19 protein-coding genes are annotated in these 20,321 nt (G+C 55.5%); 18 read left to right on the top strand and 1 reads right to left on the bottom strand.

Annotated features, from left to right (window positions below):
- From pknB to spoVM, 5 genes are all read left to right on the top strand, one after another.
- A complete protein-coding gene (gene pknB / locus BJQ97_RS11605; RefSeq protein WP_160156691.1) occupies positions 1–1,971 on the top strand; it encodes a Stk1 family PASTA domain-containing Ser/Thr kinase in 1,971 nt (656 codons plus the stop codon).
- Between the two features lie 4 nt (positions 1,972–1,975).
- On the top strand, positions 1,976–2,857 hold the full coding sequence (rsgA, locus tag BJQ97_RS11600) for a ribosome small subunit-dependent GTPase A (protein WP_160156690.1): 882 nt from the start codon (positions 1,976–1,978) through the stop codon (positions 2,855–2,857).
- 2 nt (positions 2,858–2,859) lie between these two features.
- Positions 2,860–3,519, top strand: a complete 660-nt coding sequence (rpe, locus tag BJQ97_RS11595; protein WP_160156689.1) for a ribulose-phosphate 3-epimerase — start codon at positions 2,860–2,862, stop codon at positions 3,517–3,519.
- A 100-nt stretch (positions 3,520–3,619) separates the two neighbouring features.
- Complete coding sequence (locus BJQ97_RS11590; RefSeq protein WP_160156688.1) at positions 3,620–4,270, top strand: thiamine diphosphokinase; 651 nt, start codon at positions 3,620–3,622, stop codon at positions 4,268–4,270.
- 81 nt (positions 4,271–4,351) lie between these two features.
- On the top strand, positions 4,352–4,432 hold the full coding sequence (gene spoVM, locus BJQ97_RS11585) for a stage V sporulation protein SpoVM (protein ID WP_011230680.1): 81 nt from the start codon (positions 4,352–4,354) through the stop codon (positions 4,430–4,432).
- A gap of 89 nt (positions 4,433–4,521) precedes the next feature.
- Here the strand turns inward: spoVM and rpmB are convergent, their stop codons facing one another.
- Entirely contained in the window at positions 4,522–4,707 is a 186-nt protein-coding gene (rpmB, locus tag BJQ97_RS11580) for a 50S ribosomal protein L28 (protein ID WP_031410471.1), read from the bottom strand.
- Between the two features lie 228 nt (positions 4,708–4,935).
- Between rpmB and BJQ97_RS11575 the strand changes: the two genes are divergently transcribed.
- The 13 genes from BJQ97_RS11575 (at position 4,936) to ftsY (ending at position 20,299) form a co-directional block, all read left to right on the top strand.
- Positions 4,936–5,298 carry an Asp23/Gls24 family envelope stress response protein gene (locus BJQ97_RS11575; protein ID WP_160156687.1) on the top strand — a complete coding sequence of 121 codons (363 nt, stop codon included), beginning with the start codon at positions 4,936–4,938 and terminating at the stop codon, positions 5,296–5,298.
- A gap of 17 nt (positions 5,299–5,315) precedes the next feature.
- A complete protein-coding gene (locus BJQ97_RS11570; protein ID WP_160156686.1) occupies positions 5,316–6,986 on the top strand; it encodes a DAK2 domain-containing protein in 1,671 nt (556 codons plus the stop codon).
- 63 nt (positions 6,987–7,049) lie between these two features.
- Complete coding sequence (sdaAB, locus tag BJQ97_RS11565) at positions 7,050–7,712, top strand: L-serine ammonia-lyase, iron-sulfur-dependent subunit beta (RefSeq protein ID WP_160156685.1); 663 nt, start codon at positions 7,050–7,052, stop codon at positions 7,710–7,712.
- Between the two features lie 73 nt (positions 7,713–7,785).
- Positions 7,786–8,670 (top strand): L-serine ammonia-lyase, iron-sulfur-dependent, subunit alpha, encoded by an 885-nt coding sequence (gene sdaAA, locus BJQ97_RS11560; RefSeq protein ID WP_160156684.1) that lies wholly within the window; start codon positions 7,786–7,788, stop codon positions 8,668–8,670.
- A complete protein-coding gene (gene recG / locus BJQ97_RS11555; RefSeq protein ID WP_160156683.1) occupies positions 8,667–10,715 on the top strand; it encodes an ATP-dependent DNA helicase RecG in 2,049 nt (682 codons plus the stop codon). The genes sdaAA and recG overlap by 4 nt, the downstream gene beginning before the upstream one ends.
- 298 nt (positions 10,716–11,013) lie before the next feature.
- Complete coding sequence (fapR, locus tag BJQ97_RS11550; RefSeq protein WP_160156682.1) at positions 11,014–11,610, top strand: transcription factor FapR; 597 nt, start codon at positions 11,014–11,016, stop codon at positions 11,608–11,610.
- Complete coding sequence (plsX, locus tag BJQ97_RS11545; RefSeq protein WP_160156681.1) at positions 11,594–12,577, top strand: phosphate acyltransferase PlsX; 984 nt, start codon at positions 11,594–11,596, stop codon at positions 12,575–12,577. Before fapR ends, plsX begins: the two co-directional genes overlap by 17 nt.
- Before the next feature lie 21 nt (positions 12,578–12,598).
- Positions 12,599–13,540 (top strand): ACP S-malonyltransferase, encoded by a 942-nt coding sequence (gene fabD, locus BJQ97_RS11540; protein ID WP_160156680.1) that lies wholly within the window; start codon positions 12,599–12,601, stop codon positions 13,538–13,540.
- A gap of 4 nt (positions 13,541–13,544) precedes the next feature.
- Positions 13,545–14,288, top strand: a complete 744-nt coding sequence (gene fabG / locus BJQ97_RS11535) for a 3-oxoacyl-[acyl-carrier-protein] reductase (RefSeq protein ID WP_160156679.1) — start codon at positions 13,545–13,547, stop codon at positions 14,286–14,288.
- A gap of 60 nt (positions 14,289–14,348) precedes the next feature.
- Entirely contained in the window at positions 14,349–14,582 is a 234-nt protein-coding gene (locus BJQ97_RS11530; protein WP_011230691.1) for an acyl carrier protein, read from the top strand.
- A gap of 179 nt (positions 14,583–14,761) precedes the next feature.
- Positions 14,762–15,502, top strand: a complete 741-nt coding sequence (rnc, locus tag BJQ97_RS11525) for a ribonuclease III (protein WP_160156678.1) — start codon at positions 14,762–14,764, stop codon at positions 15,500–15,502.
- Between the two features lie 227 nt (positions 15,503–15,729).
- Positions 15,730–19,293, top strand: coding sequence for a chromosome segregation protein SMC (gene smc, locus BJQ97_RS11520; RefSeq protein ID WP_160156677.1), 3,564 nt, complete (start codon positions 15,730–15,732; stop codon positions 19,291–19,293).
- 19 nt (positions 19,294–19,312) lie between these two features.
- The gene (ftsY, locus tag BJQ97_RS11515; protein ID WP_160156676.1) at positions 19,313–20,299 is read left to right on the top strand and encodes a signal recognition particle-docking protein FtsY; all 987 of its coding nucleotides are present in this window, start codon (positions 19,313–19,315) and stop codon (positions 20,297–20,299) included.
- Positions 20,300–20,321 lie beyond the last annotated feature (22 nt).

Raw genomic sequence — 20,321 nt, 5'->3', positions numbered from 1 at the left:
GTGCTCATTGGAAAGCGATTAAATGACCGCTATAAAATTATCAGCCTCATCGGCGGCGGCGGCATGGCGAACGTGTATTTGGCCCGTGATATGATTTTGGAGCGCGATGTTGCTGTCAAAGTGCTCCGCCTTGATTTTGCCAATGATGATCAGTTCATCAAACGGTTTCGCCGCGAGGCGCAAGCGGCGACGAGCTTAAACCATGAACATATCGTCTCCATTTATGACGTCGGCGAAGAGGAAGGCGTCTATTACATCGTCATGGAATATGTGCGCGGCGCGACGCTGAAGCAATACATCCAGCAGCACGCTCCGCTTCCTATCGAACGGGCGCTTCGCATCATGGACCAGCTGACATCAGCGATCGCCCATGCCCATGAGAACGGCATCATTCACCGCGACATTAAACCGCAAAACATTTTGCTTGATGAGCACGGCAATGTGAAAGTGACCGACTTCGGCATCGCTGTGGCGATGAGCGGCACGACGATCACGCAGACCAACTCGGTGCTCGGTTCGGTTCATTATTTGTCGCCGGAGCAGGCGCGCGGGGGCATCGCTACTGAAAAATCGGACATTTATTCACTCGGCATTGTCATGTTTGAACTCGTCACCGGCCGGCTGCCGTTTTCCGGCGAATCAGCCGTTTCGATCGTGTTGAAGCACTTGCAGGAGGAAACGCCGTCGCCGAAGGCGTGGAATCCGGACATCCCCCAAAGCGTGGAAAACATTATTTTAAAGGCGACGGTGAAAGACCCGTTTTACCGCTACCAATCAGCGCGCGAAATGAACGAGGACATTCGGACAGCGCTGGATCCAAGGCGGCGCAACGAGCCGAAATTCACCGTTCCAGATGATGACGAGGAAGCGACGAAAGCCATTCCGATTATAAAACAGGCGGAAAGCGCGGCGTTGGAGCAAGAGACGCTTGTGTACGAGGAAAAAGCGAGCAAACCGGTTCATACGATCGACCAACCGACACCGAAGCGGAAGCGGGGATGGATTGCCTGGCTTGTGGCTGCCTTGCTGTTCATTGGAGCTGCCGGCGTCAGCGCGGTCACATGGATTCCAAACCTCATTTTTCCAAAGGAAGTGACGATGCCGAACGTGGTCAATAAAAACTATGATGACGCTGTTGAACAGCTGTCGTCGCTCGGTTTGGAAATTAAAGATACGATCGATGTGGAAGATGATCAGATCGAAGAAGGAAAAGTCGTGCGCACCGATCCGGAAGCCGGCATGACGGTGAAGAAAGGGGCCGGCGTCATTATTTATAAAAGCATTGGAAAAAAGAAAATCGAATTTCCAAGCTTCATTGGCGATGACATTGCTGCGGCGGAGGAGGAGCTGCGCGCCGAAGGATTTGTCCGCATTACACGCAACGGCCGCTACAGCGACAAGCCGGAAGGGACGATTTTGGATCAATATCCATATGCCGGCGATCGAGTGGCGCCTGATGAAACGGAAGTCGTCTTTACCGTCAGCCTCGGACCGGAGAAAGTCACGGTCAAAGATTTAACCGGGTATACGGAAAAAAGCGTGCGCGACTACGGCGTGGATCAAGGGCTGCGCATTGATGTGAAGTACGAGTATTCGGACAAGGTGCCGGAAGGGCTTGTCATTTCGCAAACGCCAGCGGCGAACGAGCGGGTAAAAAAAGGGGAAACCATCACTGTCGTCATTTCCCGCGGGCCGGAGCCGAAACCGTCCAAAACGGTAGTGAAAGAGATTATGATCCCGTATGAACCAGAGATGCCCGGGCAAATGGTGGAAGCCCAGCTTTACATTCAAGATGCCACCCACAATATGTCAACGCCATACAAAACATACCGGCTGACGGCGCCAGCGACCGAGATGGTCGAGTTTGAAATTCCATATGGGGAGACCGCTTATTACCGCGTCATTGTCAACAATGTCGTCAAAGAGGAAGGATCGATCCCATACCCAAAAAATGACGGAAAAAAGGGGTGAGGCTATGGCGGAAGGACAAATTATTAAAGCGTTAAGCGGATTTTATTACGTCCTGTCCGAAGGCCGCGTGTTCCAATGCCGCGGGCGCGGTGTGTTCCGCAAGAAAAAAGTGACGCCGCTCGTCGGCGACCGCGTTGTTTTTCAGGCGACGAGCGAAACGGAAGGCTATATTTTGGAGATTGGCGAGCGGCAAAATGAGCTTGTGCGGCCGCCGATTGCCAACGTCGAACAGGCGATTTTAGTCTTTTCAGCTGTAAGCCCGGACTTCAACGCCAAGCTGCTCGACCGCTTTCTTGTCTTGGTTGAATCGAAACGAATCACGCCGATCATTGTCATCAGCAAAATGGATTTGTTGGATGGCGAATCGAAAGAAGAGATCGCCCGCTACGTGCATGATTACCGGCGCATCGGCTACGACGTAATTGAGACATCGGCGGTGACAAAAGGGGGGCTCGACGAGCTGGCGGCCCGCCTTCGCGGCCGCGTCTCCGTCGTCGCTGGGCAGTCCGGCGTCGGCAAATCGTCTCTATTAAACGCGCTCCGTCCGGATTTGCAGTTGAAAACGGGCGACATTTCCACCCATTTAGGGCGTGGCAAGCATACGACCCGCCATGTCGAACTGCTTGCGGTCGCCGGTGGACTTGTCGCCGACACCCCAGGGTTTAGTGCCCTTGAGTTCGACCAGATTGAGCTTGACGAATTGCCGCATTATTTTCCTGAATTCCGAACGTACGGGGAAGGGTGCAAGTTCCGCGGCTGCCTTCATATCGCCGAGCCGAAATGCGCTGTGCGTGAGGCGGTCGAAGCCGGGGAGATTCCATCGTACCGCTATGACCACTATGTTAGTTTTGTTGTCGAAATGAAAGAACGAAAGCCGAGGTATTGAACATGATTCGAATTGCGCCATCGATTTTATCAGCCGATTTCGCCCGCCTAGCTGAGGAAATTCGTTCGGTCGAGGAAGGCGGGGCGGATTGGATTCATGTAGATGTCATGGACGGGCATTTCGTGCCGAATTTGACGTTCGGTCCGCCGGTCGTGGCCGCCATTCGACCGGTGACGAAGCTGCCGCTTGACGTTCATTTGATGATCGCCGACCCGGACCGATACATTCCGGCGTTTGCGAAAGCGGGCGCGGATGTGATTTCTGTCCATGTTGAGGCGTGCGCGCATTTGCATCGGACGATTCATTTTATCAAAGAACAAGGCGTCAAAGCCGGGGTCGTGCTCAATCCGCATACACCGGTCGAGATGATCCGCCATGTGATCGCTGATGTCGATCTCGTCTTGTTGATGACGGTCAATCCAGGGTTTGGCGGACAGGCGTTCATTCCGGCGGTTGTGCCAAAAATCCGTGAGGTCGCCCGGATGGCCAGCGAACAAAACAAAGAGGTCGATATTGAGGTCGACGGCGGCATCAATGCGAAAACGGCGCCGCTTTGCGTGGAAGCCGGGGCGAACGTGCTTGTCGCCGGCTCGGCCATCTACAATGAGCGCGATCGAGCCGCCGCCATTCGCACGCTTCGCGAAGCGTGCGCCAACTACTAGCCAAAAAGCAACGCTGCTTTTGCCATTTTATCGAGCCGCAGGGTGATGAGGCAAAGAAGAAGATGGCCGCCTCGGCCCTTGCCGAAAGGGGGAAACGCATGTGGTGATTCATATTGTCGGCGGCGGTCCGCGCCACCTTCTTCCCGATTTGCGTTTGTATGATGGAAGCGATGTGCAGTGGGTCGGCGTCGACCGCGGCACGAAAGCGCTGCTGGATTTCGGACTCCGTCCGGTGCGGGCGTTTGGCGATTTTGATTCTTTGCCGGCTGAGGAGGTCAAGCGGCTAAGGGAGATGCTGCCGGAGTTTGACATTTGGCCGGCGGAAAAAGATAAAACGGATATGGAGATCGCCCTTGATTGGGCCGTCGGGCAGACAGACGGCGTCATTCGTCTGTTCGGAGCGACCGGCGGGCGGCTTGACCATTTGTTTGGCAACGTTGAGCTGCTGTTCAAGTACGCCGGGCGGCCCATTGAACTCATCGACCGGCAAAACGTGCTCACCGTCCATCTGCCCGGCGTGCATACGGTCGTGCGCGACGATCGATACCGCTATGTGTCATACATCCCGATTTCCGAAACGGTGGCAGAGCTTACGCTGATCGGATTTAAATATCCGCTAACAAACTGTCATATTTCCCGCGGTTCAACATTATGTATTAGTAACGAACTTATCCAATCTTCCGGTACTTTTTCGTTTTCAGAAGGCATATTAATGATGATAAGGAGCAGCGATTTTGCCGGCTGCCCGTAGTCGCGCTTGGCTTATGACGGAATATAATGGATAAGGAAATGGCGGGAAGCTCGTTATGATCGGTGTGAGGAGGGAATCGGGATGAAGTTTTATACGATCAAGCTGCCGAGATTTTTAGGCGGAATCGTGCGGGCGGTGTTGAACGCATTTAAAAAAGGATAAGAAAAAAGCACCATTTTTGGTGCTTTTTTTGTTGCCGCCGAACAAAAGGAGGGTGGCAACCTTTTGGGCGGCTTCTTTTCGTTAGGCCGTTAGACGCGTTTCACTTTTCCAGATTTCAGCGCGCGCGCCGAAACCCAAACGCGTTTCGGTTTGCCGTCAACTAAAATGCGCACTTTTTGCAAGTTGGCTTTCCATGTGCGGCGGCTGGCGTTCATGGCATGCGAACGCGAGTTGCCGAACGATTTCTTCTTGCCGGTCACAAAGCATTTCGCCATCGTGTTTCCCTCCTTGCTTTCACATCCCTCTAAAAACACTATTATAATTTACCATACAACCGTAGCGATTGCAATAGACGTGCGTTTTTCTTTCAAGAAACTGTCCTTGACATATATTTCAGTTTTCGGCTAAATAATACTAGTGGGCGGACGGGAAGCGCTTTGAAAACCGAAAGCGTTATAGTACAATAGGGGTAGCTGTGCGAGATACGCAAAGGGGGAACGAGCATGTCGATCGAATGGCAAACGAAATACGGGCGCATCGAAGTTGCCAATGAAGTCATTGCGATGATCGCGGGAGGAGCTGCCGTCGATTGCTACGGCATTGTCGGAATGGCGTCGAAAAACCAAATTCGCGATGGACTGTCGGACATTTTGCGTAGGGAAAATTTTTCTAAAGGGGTTATAGTCCGCGAAGAAAACGGCGAGGTACATATCGATATGTACATCATCGTCAGCTACGGAACGAAAATTTCTGAAGTCGCCCACAACGTGCAGTCGAAAGTGAAGTACACGCTCGATCAGACGCTCGGGCTGACGGTTCAGTCGATCAATATTTACGTTCAAGGGGTTCGGGTGTCAAACCCGTAGTAAGGAGGAGTTAGCCGGTGACAATGAGGACGCTTGACGGAAGACGATTTGCCGATATGGTGCAGCAAGGGGCCGCACATTTGGCGAACAACGCCAAGACGGTCGATGCGCTGAACGTCTTTCCGGTTCCAGATGGCGATACAGGAACGAACATGAACTTGTCGATGACGTCCGGGGCGAAAGAAGTGAAGGCGAATGCGTCTGACCATATCGGCAACGTCGCCGCGGCGCTGGCGAAAGGGCTGTTGATGGGGGCGCGCGGCAATTCCGGCGTCATTTTGTCGCAGCTGTTCCGCGGATTTGCCAAGGCAGTTGAAGGCAAACAAGCGGTGAACAGCTTCGAATTCGCCGCCGCCTTGCAGGCGGGGGTGGACACCGCCTATAAGGCGGTTATGAAGCCGGTCGAGGGGACGATCCTCACCGTTGCCAAAGAAGCGGCGCGCAAGGCCGTGGAGGCGGCAAAAAAAGAGCGCGACGTGATCGCCGTGATGGAAGCGGCGCTCGCCGAGGCAAAAGCGGCGTTGCAGCGCACGCCCGAATTGCTTCCAATCTTAAAGGAAGTTGGTGTCGTCGACAGCGGCGGTCAAGGGCTCGTATACATCTATGAAGGGTTTCTTGCTGCTCTCAAAGGAGAAATCGTGAGCGCCGCACGCGCTGAGGCGCGGATGGACGATTTGGTGAAAATGGTGCACCATCAAAGCGCGCAAAGCCATATTCATACCGATGAGATCGAGTTTGGCTACTGTACGGAATTTATGGTCCGTTTTGAGCCCGACAAGCTGGCCGAGCACCCGTTTTCCGAAGAAACGTTCCGCCGCGAGTTAAGCCAGTTCGGCGACTCGTTGCTTGTTGTCGCCGATGACGAGCTTGTTAAGGTGCACATCCATTCGGAAACGCCGGGTGAGGTGCTGACATACGGTCAACGCTACGGCAGCTTGATCAATATTAAAATTGAAAACATGCGCGAACAACATGCCAACATCGTCGGCAAGGAGGCAAAAACGCTTCCTAGTGTTGCCAAAGAGGAAGCAAAGCCGTACGGCATCGTCGCCGTCGCCATGGGCGCTGGCGTGGCTGAACTGTTTCGGAGCATCGGTGCACACGCCATCATTGAAGGTGGGCAAACGATGAACCCGAGCACGGAAGAAATCGCTGACGCCATCCGCCTCGCCAACGCGGAAACGGTGTTTGTGCTGCCAAACAACAAAAACATCGTGATGGCGGCAAAACAAGCGGCGGAGCTTTCCGAACAGCGGGTGATCGTCATCCCGTCGAAAACGGTTCCGCAAGGTCTGGCGGCGCTCTTGGCGTTCAATCCGGCGCAATCGGCCGAGCAAAATGAGCGGGCGATGACGGCGGCGCTGTCGCGAGTGAAAACGGGGCAAGTGACGTTTTCCGTGCGCGATACGACGATTGACGGCATCGAGATTCAAAAGGGCGATTACATGGGGTTGTGGGATGACCGCATTATTGCCGCTGACAAAGACAAACTCGCCGTAACGAAGCGGTTGCTTGATGCGCTCATCGATGAACAAAGCGAAATCGTGACCATTTTGTACGGCGAAGACGCAACGGAGATCGATGTAGAAACAGTCGTTGCCTATTTGGAAACGAAACATGATGGGGTAGAAGTGGAAGTGCATAACGGAAAGCAACCGCTGTATCCATTTATCATTTCCGTCGAGTAATATGTTAGAATAATAGAAGGGAGCATTCCCTTCTATTTTCTGTTTGATGGGGGAATCAAGACAATGAAATACAAAAGCGTCTTTGATATCATCGGCCCGGTGATGGTCGGGCCGTCAAGCTCACATACGGCAGGGGCGGTGCGCATCGGCTTGGTTGCGCGCAAGTTGTTTGGCCGAAAGCCGGCGTGGGCGCGCATTTCGTTTTACGGCTCATTTGCCGAAACGTATCGGGGGCATGGCACCGATGTCGCCATTGTCGCCGGGCTGCTCGGGTTTGACACGTTCGATGAACGTCTTCCGAATGCGCTTGAGATCGCCCGTGAGGAAGCAGTGGACGTTTCGTTTTCTACCGAGGAAGCGATCCCGCATCATCCGAATACGGCGCGCCTCTTGATTGGCGATGATGAAGGCGAACTTGAGCTCGTCGGCATTTCGATCGGCGGCGGCAAAATCGAAATCGTCGAATTGAATGGGTTTGCCTTGAAGCTGTCTGGCCACCATCCGGCGCTGCTCATTATGCATAACGACCGGTACGGGACGATCGGCGCGGTGGCTTCGGTGTTGGCGAAGCGGAAAATCAACATTGGCCATATGGAAGTGTCGCGCAAAGAGAAAGGTAAGGAAGCGCTCATGGCGATCGAAGTTGACCAGCCGTTGACCGATGATCTGATTCAAGAATTGGAGCAGCTGCCGAACATCATTCAAGTGGCGAAGCTTGCGGATTGAAACGAAATCGGTTTCATGTTGATGTGCATCGAAGAAGATAACCCATGATGGAGAGAGGACAGGTGGGAATACAATGTTTCGCAATGTGGCTGAACTTGTGGCGTTGGCCGAAAAGGACAGCATCAAAATCGCTGAAGTGATGATTCGTCAGGAAGTGGAAGTGAGCGGGCGAAGCCGGGAAGAGGTGATCGCGCAAATGGATCACCATCTAGCCGTCATGGAGCGCGCCGTCGAGAGGGGGCTTGAAGGGGTTGTGTCCCGCTCCGGATTGACGGGCGGCGATGCCGTGCGGATGCAGCGCTATATTGCCGGAGGTCGCTTTTTGTCCGGAGAGACGATTTTGGATGCCGTCAGCAAAGCCATGGCGACCAACGAAGTGAACGCGGCGATGGGCGTCATTTGCGCCACCCCGACGGCCGGGGCGGCCGGCGTCGTCCCGGGGACGCTGTTTGCTGTGAAAGAGAAGCTGCGGCCGACAAGAATGGAAATGATTGAGTTTTTGTTTACAGCCGGGGCGTTTGGCTATGTCGTCGCGAACAACGCCTCGATTTCCGGCGCCGCCGGCGGCTGTCAAGCCGAGGTTGGATCGGCGGCGGGCATGGCCGCCGCGGCGCTGGTGGAGCTGGCCGGCGGGACGCCGAGCCAAGCGGCTGAAGCGATGGCCATCGCCTTAAAAAATATGTTGGGATTAGTATGCGATCCGGTTGCCGGCCTGGTCGAAGTGCCGTGCGTCAAGCGGAACGCGATAGGAGCGGCGAACGCCATGATCGCTGCGGATATGGCGCTGGCCGGCATTAAAAGCCGCATCCCGTGTGACGAAGTGATTGAAGCGATGTATCGCATCGGGGCGGCCATGCCGGTGGCGCTCAAAGAAACGGCGCAAGGGGGGTTGGCCGCGACGCCGACCGGCCGCGCCATTGCGGCCCGCATTTTCGGCGCTTCCGCGGCATCGAAGTGAACGAAGCGATGCAGCAACCGGTGACAGCGGTCAAAGGCATCGGTGAAGAGACGGCGGCGGCGCTTGCCGACATCGGGATCGCGACGGTCGGTGAGCTGCTTGCGTACGCCCCGTACCGCTATGATGATTATGAACAAAAAGATTTGGCCGCCGTCCGCCATGAAGAAAAAGTGACAGTGGAAGGGAAAGTATACAGCGCCCCACTGTTGACGTATTACGGAAAGAAAAAATCGCGCCTTTCCTTCCGCATGCTGGCCGATCGCTGCTTGATCACCGTCGTTTGTTTCAACCGTCCCTACTTGAAGGAAAAAATCACCCTGAACGAGACGGTGACGGTGATCGGCAAATGGGACCGGCATCGGCAAACGATCAACGCCTACGAACTTCGGTTCGGACCGGCTCGGGAGACGTCTGGCATCGAGCCGGTTTACTCCGTGCGCAGCCCGCTGACGGTGAAAACGATGCGCCGGTTGATGAAAGCGGCGTTCGAACAGTTTGGCGAGCACATCCCCGACCCGCTGCCGCCCGTTTTGCGCCGTGCTTATCGCCTTGTCGACAAACAAGAAGCGCTCCGCGCCCTTCATTTTCCGCGCACGCGCGAAGAGTTGCATCAGGCGCGGCGTCGGCTCATCTATGAGGAGTTTTTGTTGTACCAGCTGAAAATGCAGGCGCTCCGTCGATTGATGCGCGATGAGCGGCGCGGCGTCGTTCATTCGTTTTCTGAAGAGCGGCTTTCGTCCTTTCTTTCCGGATTGCCGTTTGTCTTGACGAACGCCCAGCGCCGTGTCATCGGCGAAATTTTGGCGGACATGCGCTCGCCGCGGCAAATGAACCGGCTTTTGCAAGGCGACGTCGGTTCTGGCAAGACGGTTGTTGCCGCTGTCGCTCTTTACGCTGCCGCTTTGTCCGGATTTCAAGGAGCGCTGATGGTGCCCACGGAAATTCTGGCTGAACAGCACGCGCGCTCGCTCGCCGAGCTGTTTGCCGATACTGATGTGACGATCGCGCTCTTGACAAGCTCAGTGAAGGGCAAGCAGCGCAAAGCGGTGCTTGCCGAACTGGAAGAAGGAACAATTGATATCGTTGTAGGCACGCACGCCTTGATTCAAGAAGGAGTGCAATTTCGCCGGCTCGGCCTCGTGATTACGGACGAGCAGCATCGGTTTGGCGTCGAACAGCGCCGCGTTTTGCGTGAGAAAGGGCATGCACCGGATGTATTGATGATGACGGCGACGCCGATTCCGCGCACACTCGCCATTACAGCGTTCGGCGACATGGACGTATCGGTGCTCGATGAAATGCCGGCTGGACGAAAAAAAGTCGAGACGTATTGGGTGAAGCATCATCAGTTCTCCCGTGTGCTCGATTTTATCGAAAAGGAATTGCGCCGCGGTCATCAGGCGTATGTCATCTGTCCGCTCATTGAGGAGTCGGACAAGTTGGATGTGCAAAACGCCATCGATGTCCATAGCCAACTTGTCCATTATTATCGCGGGAAATATGAGATCGGTTTGATGCACGGCCGGCTGCCGGCGGACGAAAAAGAACGCGTCATGCGGGCGTTCAGCGAAAACCGCATCCATGTGCTCGTCTCGACGACGGTCGTTGAAGTCGGCGTGAATGTACCGAATGCGACGGTGATGGTCATTTACGACGCCGAACGGTTTGGCCTCGCCCAGCTCCATCAGCTGCGCGGGCGGGTCGGGCGTGGCGACGCCCAGTCGTACTGCATTTTGATCGCCGACCCAAAATCGGAAGTCGGCAAAGAACGAATGCGCATCATGACGGAAACGGCCGATGGGTTTGTGTTGGCCGAAAAAGATTTGGAGCTGCGCGGTCCGGGCGATTTTTTCGGTACAAAACAAAGCGGGCTCCCGGAATTTCGCTACGGCGATCCAGTGCATGATTACCGTATTTTAGAAGTCGCCCGCCGCGATGCCGCCAAGCTCGTTTCCTTGGCCGCGTTTTGGCGCGATGAGGCGTACGCCGGACTGCGCGCCGAGCTGGAAGCGTCCGGCATACTCGACGGGGAAAAGCTAGATTAATAGACAGGGAGGAGGCGGCCGGCGCATTCGCGCCCCGCTGTTTTTTATGGCCATTGATGTTTTCGCCAGTGGAAGTCTATATTTTCATTGCTCGGACGGAGGAGGCAGGAGATGCCTGTTCCACTATTTCGTTTGTGGGCCTCGAGGATGGAGCAGAAAGCCGTTTGGCGAGGGGGCGTCGAATCCACAGCGGCCGACAGCATGTGGCGCTGTTCATTTTTTGTGCTTGCATTTCGTTTTTTGATATTATATATTACTTTTAGTACCTAGTCATAAAGTCGGACGGTGTCACGAATCGATGAGAAAAAGCAAACGCGAACGGCAACGGTTGTTGCAGGAGACGATCCGGGAAAACCCGTTTATCACCGATGAAGAGCTCGCCGAAAAATTTTCGGTCAGCGTGCAGACGATCCGCCTTGATCGGCTTGAACTGTCGATTCCCGAACTGCGTGAGCGCATCAAGAATGTCGCCCGCCAGTCGTTCGCTGATAAAGTGCGGGCGTTGCCGCTTGAAGAAGTGATCGGTGACATTATTGACATCGAGCCGGATGCGAGCGCCATTTCGATTTTCGATGTGAAAGAGGAGCACGTCTTTCGGCGCACCCGCATCGCCCGCGGTCATCATTTGTTCGCTCAGGCCAACTCGCTTGCCGTCGCCGTCATCCATGATGAACTGGCGCTGACAGCGAAAGCGGCCATTCGTTTTGTGCGCCAAGTGAAAGAAGGGGAGCGGGTCGTAGCGAAAGCGAAAGTGACCGGAAAAACGGTGCACGGGCGCACAATCGTCGAGGTGAACAGCTACGTCGGCCAGGAGCTCGTCTTTTCTGGTACGTTTGAAATGTACCGTTCAAACATAGAGAAAAAGGAAGGGGACAGCCATGAATATCGCGGTTGATGCCATGGGCGGAGACCATGCCCCGGGCGAAATCGTGCGCGGAGCGCTTATGGCCGCCGCCCATTTCCCTGACATCGAGATTACGCTGATTGGCGATGAAGCGAAAATTCGCCCGCATGTGACGGGTGAAGAGCGCATTTCGATCATCCACACCGACGAAGTGATCGAAGCAGATGATGAGCCGGTGCGGGCGGTGCGGCGCAAAAAGAACTCGTCGATGGTGCGCATGGCGGAAGAAGTGAAAGAAGGGCGCGCCGCTGCCTGCATTTCCGCCGGCAATACCGGGGCGCTCATGGCAACCGGACTGTTTGTCGTCGGGCGGGCAGCCGGCATCGATCGCCCGGCGCTCGCCCCGACGCTGCCGACATTGGATGGGCGCGGCTTTGTCTTTCTAGATGTCGGCGCCAACGTCGATGCAAAGCCGGAACATTTGCAGCAATACGCTTTGATGGGACATGTGTACGCAAAGAACGTGCGCGGCGTCGAAAAACCGCGCATCGGCTTGCTGAACGTCGGAACGGAAGACCAAAAAGGAAACGAAACAACGAAACGGGCGTTTGCCTTGCTCAAGGAAACGAACCTTCATTTCATCGGCAATGTCGAAGCGCGCGACCTGCTAGAGGGAGTGGCTGATGTTGTCGTCGCCGACGGCTTTGCCGGCAATGTTGCATTAAAAACGATTGAAGGGACGGCGCTGGCGCTCTTTTCCTTGCTCAAGCAGACGCTGACAAGCGGCGTCGCGGCAAAGCTGGCTGCCGCCGTCCTCAAGCCAAAGCTCGCCGGGCTGAAAAAGATGATGGACTACTCGGAGTATGGCGGCGCGGCGCTGTTTGGCTTAAATGCTCCGGTCATTAAAGCGCACGGATCGTCCGATGCGAACGCCATCTTCCACGCCATCCGCCAGGCGCGAGAGATGGTGGTTCATGATGTCATCGGCACGATCAGAGCGGAGCTGGAACGGGCATAATCGGTAAAGGAGGAATCAAAAATGGGGAAAATCGCCTTTTTATTTCCTGGCCAAGGATCACAGACGGTCGGCATGGCGAAAGACGCTGCCGAGCATGATGCCCGCGCCCGCGCCGTCATCGCGGAGGCTGACGAGCGGCTTGGATTCGCGCTTTCCAAGCTCATGTTCAACGGACCGCAAGAAGAGCTGACGTTGACATATAACGCCCAGCCGGCGCTGCTAGCCGCCAGCATCGCCTTGCTCCAGCTTGTCGACGGCGCTGGGCTGAAAGCGGACTATGTCGCCGGCCACAGCTTAGGCGAATATACAGCTCTTGTCGCCGCTGGGGCCATGTCGTTTGCCGATGCCGTCTACGCGGTGCGCCGCCGCGGCGAACTGATGGATGAAGCGGTGCCGGCCGGCGAGGGGACGATGGCGGCGGTGTTGGGGATGGATGCTGATGCGCTTGAAGCAGTGGCAAATGAAATCGCCGCTCAAGGCGATCCGGTCGAGCCGGCCAACTTCAACTGCCCGGGGCAAATCGTCATCTCCGGCTCGAAAGCCGGAGTGGAAAAAGCGGCGCAGCTTTTGAAAGAACGCGGCGCCAAACGCGTCATTCCGCTTGAGGTGAGCGGTCCGTTCCACTCCGCTCTCATGAAGCCGGCGGCGGAAAAACTGAAAGCGGTTCTTGACAGTTTGGTGATTCGCGACGCCGCCATTCCGGTCGTCGCCAATGTGACTGCTGAGCCGGTGACGAGAAAAGAGGACATCGCCCGCCTTCTCATTGAACAACTGTATTCGCCGGTGCGTTGGGAGCAGTCAGTTCGCACGCTTCTTTCGCTTGGCGTCGACACGTTTGTCGAAATCGGTCCGGGAAAAGTGTTGTCCGGCCTTGTGAAAAAAATCGACCGCAACGCCCGCGTTTATGCGGTGAACGATCTTGCTTCCTTCGAAGCGACCGTTGCGGCGCTGAAAGGGGAATAAAGCGATGCTCGAAGGAAAAATTGCGCTCGTGACCGGGGCGTCGCGCGGCATTGGCCGGGCGGTCGCTCTGGAGCTTGCCCGCCAAGGGGCGAACGTTGCCGTCAATTACGCCGGCAGCGAGGCGAAAGCGAATGAAGTTGTCGAGGCCATCCGCTCGCTCGGCCGCGAAGCGATCGCCGTGCAGGCGGACGTCGCCCGCGCTGAAGATGTTGAGCGCATGGTGAAAACGACGATTGACCATTTTGGCCGCCTCGATATTTTGGTCAACAACGCCGGCATTACACGCGACAATTTATTGATGCGGATGAAAGAAGAAGAATGGGATGCCGTGATTAACACGAACTTAAAAGGGGTATTTCTTTGTACGAAGGCGGCAACGCGCCCAATGATGAAGCAGCGCTATGGGCGGATCATCAACATCGCTTCGGTTGTCGGCGTGATGGGCAATCCGGGGCAGGCGAACTATGTCGCCGCCAAGGCCGGCGTCATCGGGCTGACGAAGACGGCGGCGCGCGAACTCGCCAGCCGCAACATCACCGTTAACGCCGTCGCACCAGGATTCATTACGACCGATATGACTGAAGCGCTCAGCCCGGAGCTGAAGGCGGAAATGTTAAAGCAAATTCCGCTCGCCCGCTTTGGCGAGCCCGATGACATCGCCCGCGTCGTCGCTTTCCTCGCTTCGGATGCGGCAAGCTACATGACCGGGCAGACGCTTCATGTTGACGGCGGCATGGTCATGCCATGACAAAACGCCGCTAGTATTTTTCTCTTTCATCGACTATAATCATGAAGGGAGGTGAACACAATGGCAGACGTATTGGAACGTGTAACGAAAATCATCGTTGACCGGCTGGGGGTTGACGAATCGCAAGTGACGCTCGAGGCGTCGTTTAAGGACGACCTGGGCGCTGACTCGCTCGACATCGTCGAACTCGTCATGGAACTTGAAGACGAATTCAACATGGAAATTTCCGATGAAGAGGCGGAAAAAATCGTCACAGTCGGAGACGCTGTGAACTACATAAAAAGTCGTCTGTAATGCCGTTTTTTTGCAAAGTCCCGTTGCTTCGAACGGGGCTTTCTCTGCTTTTTCAGGGATGCTCGGCGGGCCTTGTGGAAAAAAGCGCACGATTCCCGCTCGCGCAGCGGAACGGAGAACGGATATAATAGAAGAAGACACGGCCATTTTGTTCTGGAACGAAGTCGGAGGGCATTTTTATGTCAAAACAAAAAGATAAAGAGCGCATCCATGAAAAGAGGCGGGCGAAGTTTCAAGAGCTGCAAAAAAAGATCGGCATCACCTTTCGAAACGAAAAGCTGTTGATTCAAGCGTTCACCCATTCATCGTATGTGAATGAGCATCGGCGGCGGCTTCACGAAGACAATGAACGGCTTGAGTTTTTAGGCGATGCGGTGCTGGAGCTGACCGTTTCTCAATATTTATTTCAAAAGTTCCCGCATATGAGCGAAGGGCAATTGACGAAGCTGAGGGCAGCCATCGTCTGCGAGCCGTCGCTTGTGAAATTTGCCAACGCCTTGTCGTTCGGCGAGCTCGTCTTGCTCGGCAAAGGCGAGGAGCTGACCGGCGGGCGGACGCGTCCGGCGCTCCTGGCAGACGTCTTTGAGGCGTTCATCGGCGCTTTGTATTTGGATCAAGGAATGGACGCGGTCATCCGCTTTTTGGAGCAAACGATGTTTCCGAAAATTGATGAAGGTGCTTTTTCTCATGTGATGGATTTTAAAAGCCAGCTGCAGGAATGGGTGCAGCGGGACGGCAGCGGAACGCTTGAATATGCCATTTTGGAGGAAAAAGGTCCGGCTCACAACAAGGAGTTTGTCGCCCGCGTAGCGTTAAACGGCCAAGAGCTTGGCATCGGCGTCGGCCGCTCGAAAAAGGAAGCCGAACAGCATGCGGCGCAAATGGCGCTCGAAACGTTGCGGGCGGCCGACAAGCAGTGAAGGCTGGCGCTGTTACGTCAGTCTTTTTTCTGTGAACGTGCGAGGGGATGGAGAATAAACACTGCTCATGGGTGTTTCGATGAACATGCGCGCCTTGAGCAGGGGAAGAAAGGCATTTTTTCGATAGTTCATATGGCAGGATGAAAAGATCGAATGTCCCGGTTTCTCAAAAGAGCTCCGGGGTGCTTGTGGTGGATCACAGTGGAAAGATGGTGAGGCGTTATACCATGTTCCTGAAACGATTGGATGTGATCGGCTTTAAATCGTTCGCCGACCGTGTATCGATCGAGTTTGTCCCTGGTGTGACGGCGGTCGTCGGTCCGAACGGGAGCGGCAAAAGCAACATTACCGATGCGATCCGTTGGGTGCTCGGTGAGCAATCAGCGAAATCGTTGCGCGGGGCGAAAATGGAAGACGTCATCTTCGCCGGCAGTGAATCGCGCAAGCCGCTCAATGTGGCTGAAGTGACGATCACACTCGACAATGAAGACGGCTTTTTGCCGCTTGAGTACCAGGAAGTGAGCGTGACCCGGCGCGTCTATCGCTCGGGGGAGAGCGAGTTTTTCATCAACCGCCAGCCGTGCCGTTTGAAAGACATCGTCGATTTGTTTCTCGATTCCGGGCTCGGCAAGGAGGCGTTTTCCATCATCGGCCAAGGCCGGGTCGAAGAGATTTTAAGCAGCAAACCGGAAGAGCGGCGCACGATTTTTGAAGAAGCGGCCGGCGTGTTGAAGTACAAGCTGCGGAAAAAAAAGGCGGAGGCGAAGTTAGCGGAGACGCAAGACAACTTGCACCGCGTCAACGATATTTTGCACGAGCTCGAACAGCAGCTTGAGCCGCTCCGCATGCAGGCGTCGCTCGCCAAAGAGTTTTTGGAAAAACGCGAAGAGCTCGAGCGATTTGAAGTGGCGCTGATGGTTCACGACATCGAGCAGCTGCGCGGGCAATGGAATGAGTTGAAGGAAGCCCTTGATGGGCACCAGCAGGACGAAGTGGCGCTGGCGGCGGCATTGCAGAAAATGGAAGCCCAAATCGAACAGCTGCGCGATCAAATGACCGCCATTGACGAATCGATCGACGGTCTGCAGCAGGTGCTCCTGTTGGCGAGCGAAGAGCTTGAAAAGCTTGAAGGACGGAAGGAAGTGCTGAAAGAGCGGAAAAAGCATGCACAAAGGCGGAAAGGGCAGCTTGATGACATGGTGTCGACCTTGACCGCCAAACAGCGCCGCTTGACGGAGCAGCTGCAAGCCGAGCGGGAGGAACTCGCCCAGCTTGAGGCGAGCGGCGCAGCGCTCGAGCGAGAGCTGAAAGAAAAACAGGCTTTGTTTTCGGCGCATGAAGCCGACATTGAAGAAGAAATCGAGCGGCGAAAAGGCGACTACATCGACCTTGTTCATGAACAGGCGGCGTTGAAAAACGAACGCGCACATGTGGAGCAGGCGATTGGCAAGCTGCATGCCAAACGGACGGCGCTCGATGAAGCGAACCGCCGCCATCTCGCTGAACGTGAACAGCTCGAGCAGAAGCGGGCGGCCTTATGGGCCGAGCAGACCCGCCTCGAACAGGCGCTGGCGGAAGCGCATAACAGACAAGCCGCTCTCGCCGCGGCGCTTGCGGCGCAAAAAACGGAGCTCGAGCGGCATGAAGCGTTGCTGCATCAGGCGCGCCAATACCGGCAGCAAACGAAAGCGCGCCAGCAATGGTTGGAAGAGATGCAACATGATTATTCCGGTTTTGTCCAAGGGGTAAAAGAAGTATTAAAGGCGCGCGGCCTTCTGCCCGGCATTCATGGCGCCATTGTTGAGCTCATTCGCGTGCCGGACCGCTATGAGACGGCGATTGAAACGGCGCTCGGCGGGGCGATGCAGCATATCGTCGTTGACAGCGAACAGGCGGCGCGGCAAGCGATTCACTATTTGAAAACGAACGGCTACGGGCGCGCGACGTTTTTGCCGCTTGACGTCATCCAAGCGCGCGCGCTTTCCGAACGGGAGCGGGCGGCGATTGACCGCCATCCGGCGTTTGTCGGCATTGCGAGCGAGCTCGTCGAATACGACCACACCTATAGGGCGGCGATCGCCCATTTGCTCGGCCATGTCATCGTGACAGCCGATTTAAAAGGCGCGAATGAGCTGGCCAAGCTTCTTCAGTACCGTTATCGTCTCGTGACGCTGGACGGCGATGTCGTCAGCCCCGGCGGGGCGATGACCGGCGGCGGAGCGGCGAAAAAGACCGTGTCGCTGTTAAGCCGGAATCGTGAGCTGGAAACGCTAGCCACTAAGCTTCAGGAAATGGATGAAACGATCGCTCGGCTTGAGCGGGCTGTTGCGGCGAAACGACGCGAGCAGGTGGAGCGGGAAGCGCAGGCGGACGCGCTGCAAGAGGAGATCGCGGCGCTGCAAGAAGCGTTGCAAAGACAAAAGGACGAGCAACGCGAGCTCGAATGGCAGAAAAAACGGATCGACGAGCGGCTCGCTTTGTATGATGAGGAAAAAGCGAACGATGAGCGCGAAATGGCAGAACTGAACCGTCGCCTCGGCGCCATTGACAGGCAGCTTGAGCAACTTGCCGAGAAACTGCAGGCGATCGATGACGACATCAACCGGCTGCAGGCGCAAAAACAGACGGAGCAAACGACGAAAGAGACGCTCCAGGCAGCGATCACCGAGCAAAAAATTGCCTTGGCGGAAACGAAAGAGCGCGTGAAACATGCGCGCCGGAAAGTCGAAGAGCTCGAAAAAGAGCTTGCCGAAGCCGCCCGCGAGCTTGAGGAGGCTGAACAAGAACGGGCCGCTTTGGACGCAGAAATGGAGGCGCCGGCATGGAATGAGGCAGAGCTTGAACAGCAACGACAGCAAAAGCTCGAGGACAAGCAAAAAACGATTGAACTGATCGCAAGCCGCCGCGAACAGCGGCTCGACTGTCAACGGCAGCTCGAGCATTTGGAGCGGGAATGGAAGGAAGCAAAGCGGCAGCATAAACAGCTCGCTGATGTCGTGAAAGACGAAGAAGTGAAGTTGAACCGGCTTGACGTGGAGCTTGGGAATCTGCTTGTCCGTCTGCGCGAAGAATATGGGCTGTCGTTTGAAGCGGCTCGTTCCGCGTACCCGCTTGAGATCGGCGCCGATGAGGCGCGCAAGCGGGTGAAACTCATTAAGCGGGCCATCGAAGAACTTGGCACCGTCAACTTGGGGGCGATCGATGAATACGAACGAGTTTCCGAACGGCACCGCTTTTTAAGTGAGCAAAAAGCCGATTTGGAAGAGGCGAAGGCGACGCTCCACCAAGTCATTGATGAAATGGACGATGAAATGAAAAAACGATTTTTCGCGACGTTTGAGCAAATCCGCGCTCGTTTCGGCGAGGTGTTCCGCGAGCTGTTCGGCGGCGGGCGCGCCGATTTGCGGCTGACCGACCCGAACGACTTGCTTGAGACGGGAATCGACATCGTCGCTCAGCCTCCGGGGAAAAAGCTGCAGCATTTAAGCTTGCTTTCCGGCGGCGAACGGGCGTTGACAGCGATCGCCCTCTTGTTTTCGATTTTAAAGGTGCGTCCGGTGCCGTTTTGCGTCCTTGATGAAGTCGAAGCGGCGCTTGATGAAGCGAACGTGCAGCGGTATGCCCAATATTTAAAACGGTTCAGCCGCGACACGCAGTTTATCGTCATCACCCATCGAAAAGGGACGATGGAAGAAGCGGACGTGCTGTACGGCGTCACGATGCAAGAATCGGGCGTCTCAAAGCTCGTTTCCGTCCGTTTGGAAGATTCGAAGGAGCTCGTGCGGTCATAATGGAAAGGAGGAGCTTTGGATGGGTTTTTTTCAAAAATGGAAAGAAAAATGGACAAAGCAAGCGGATGCCGTAACCGAAAAGTTTAAAGAAGGGCTGTCAAAAACGCGAAATTCGCTCGCTGGAAAAGTGAACGACCTCATCGCCCGCTATCGGAAAGTGGATGAAGAGTTTTTTGAAGAGCTTGAAGAAATTTTGATCGCCGCCGATGTGGGCGTCACGACCGTCATGGAACTTGTCGATGAGCTGAAAATGGAAGTGAAGCGCCGCAACATTCAAGACCCGGCGCAAATGCGCGACGTCATCGCCGAAAAGCTCGTTGACATTTACCGCGCCGGCGCCGATGACAAAGAACTTTCCGCTTTGAATATACAAGAAGGCGGGCTGACGGTCATTTTGTTCGTCGGTGTCAACGGCGTCGGCAAAACGACAACGATCGGCAAGCTCGCCTATAAGCTGAAATCGGAAGGGAAATCCGTCTTGTTGGCAGCTGGCGACACGTTCCGCGCCGGGGCGATCGAGCAGCTCGAAGCGTGGGGCGAGCGCGTTGGGGTCGACGTCATTAAGCAGGCGGCCGGCTCCGACCCGGCAGCTGTTATGTATGACGCCATTCAAGCGGCGAAAGCGCGCGGCGTTGACGTATTGTTATGCGACACGGCTGGGCGGCTGCAAAACAAAGTGAATTTAATGAAAGAGCTCGAAAAAGTGAAACGCGTCATCAGCCGCGAAATTCCGGGCGCTCCGCACGAAGTATTGCTTGTGTTGGATGCGACGACCGGACAAAACGCGATGAGCCAAGCCAAGCTGTTTAAAGAAGCGACCGATGTGACCGGCATCGTGTTGACGAAGCTTGACGGCACGGCGAAAGGCGGCATCGTGCTTGCCATTCGCAACGAGATGGCCATCCCGGTGAAACTCGTCGGCCTCGGCGAGAAGATGGACGATTTGCAAGTGTTCGATCCAGAACAGTACGTCTACGGATTGTTTGCTGATTTGCTGGAATCATAAACAAGCCAACAGAGGGTGCTCC

Origin of the sequence: Geobacillus sp. TFV-3 (assembly GCF_009901865.1) — a bacterium.
Classification (GTDB): domain Bacteria; phylum Bacillota; class Bacilli; order Bacillales; family Anoxybacillaceae; genus Geobacillus; species Geobacillus thermoleovorans_A.
This window is presented reverse-complemented; position numbering and strand designations above follow the sequence as displayed.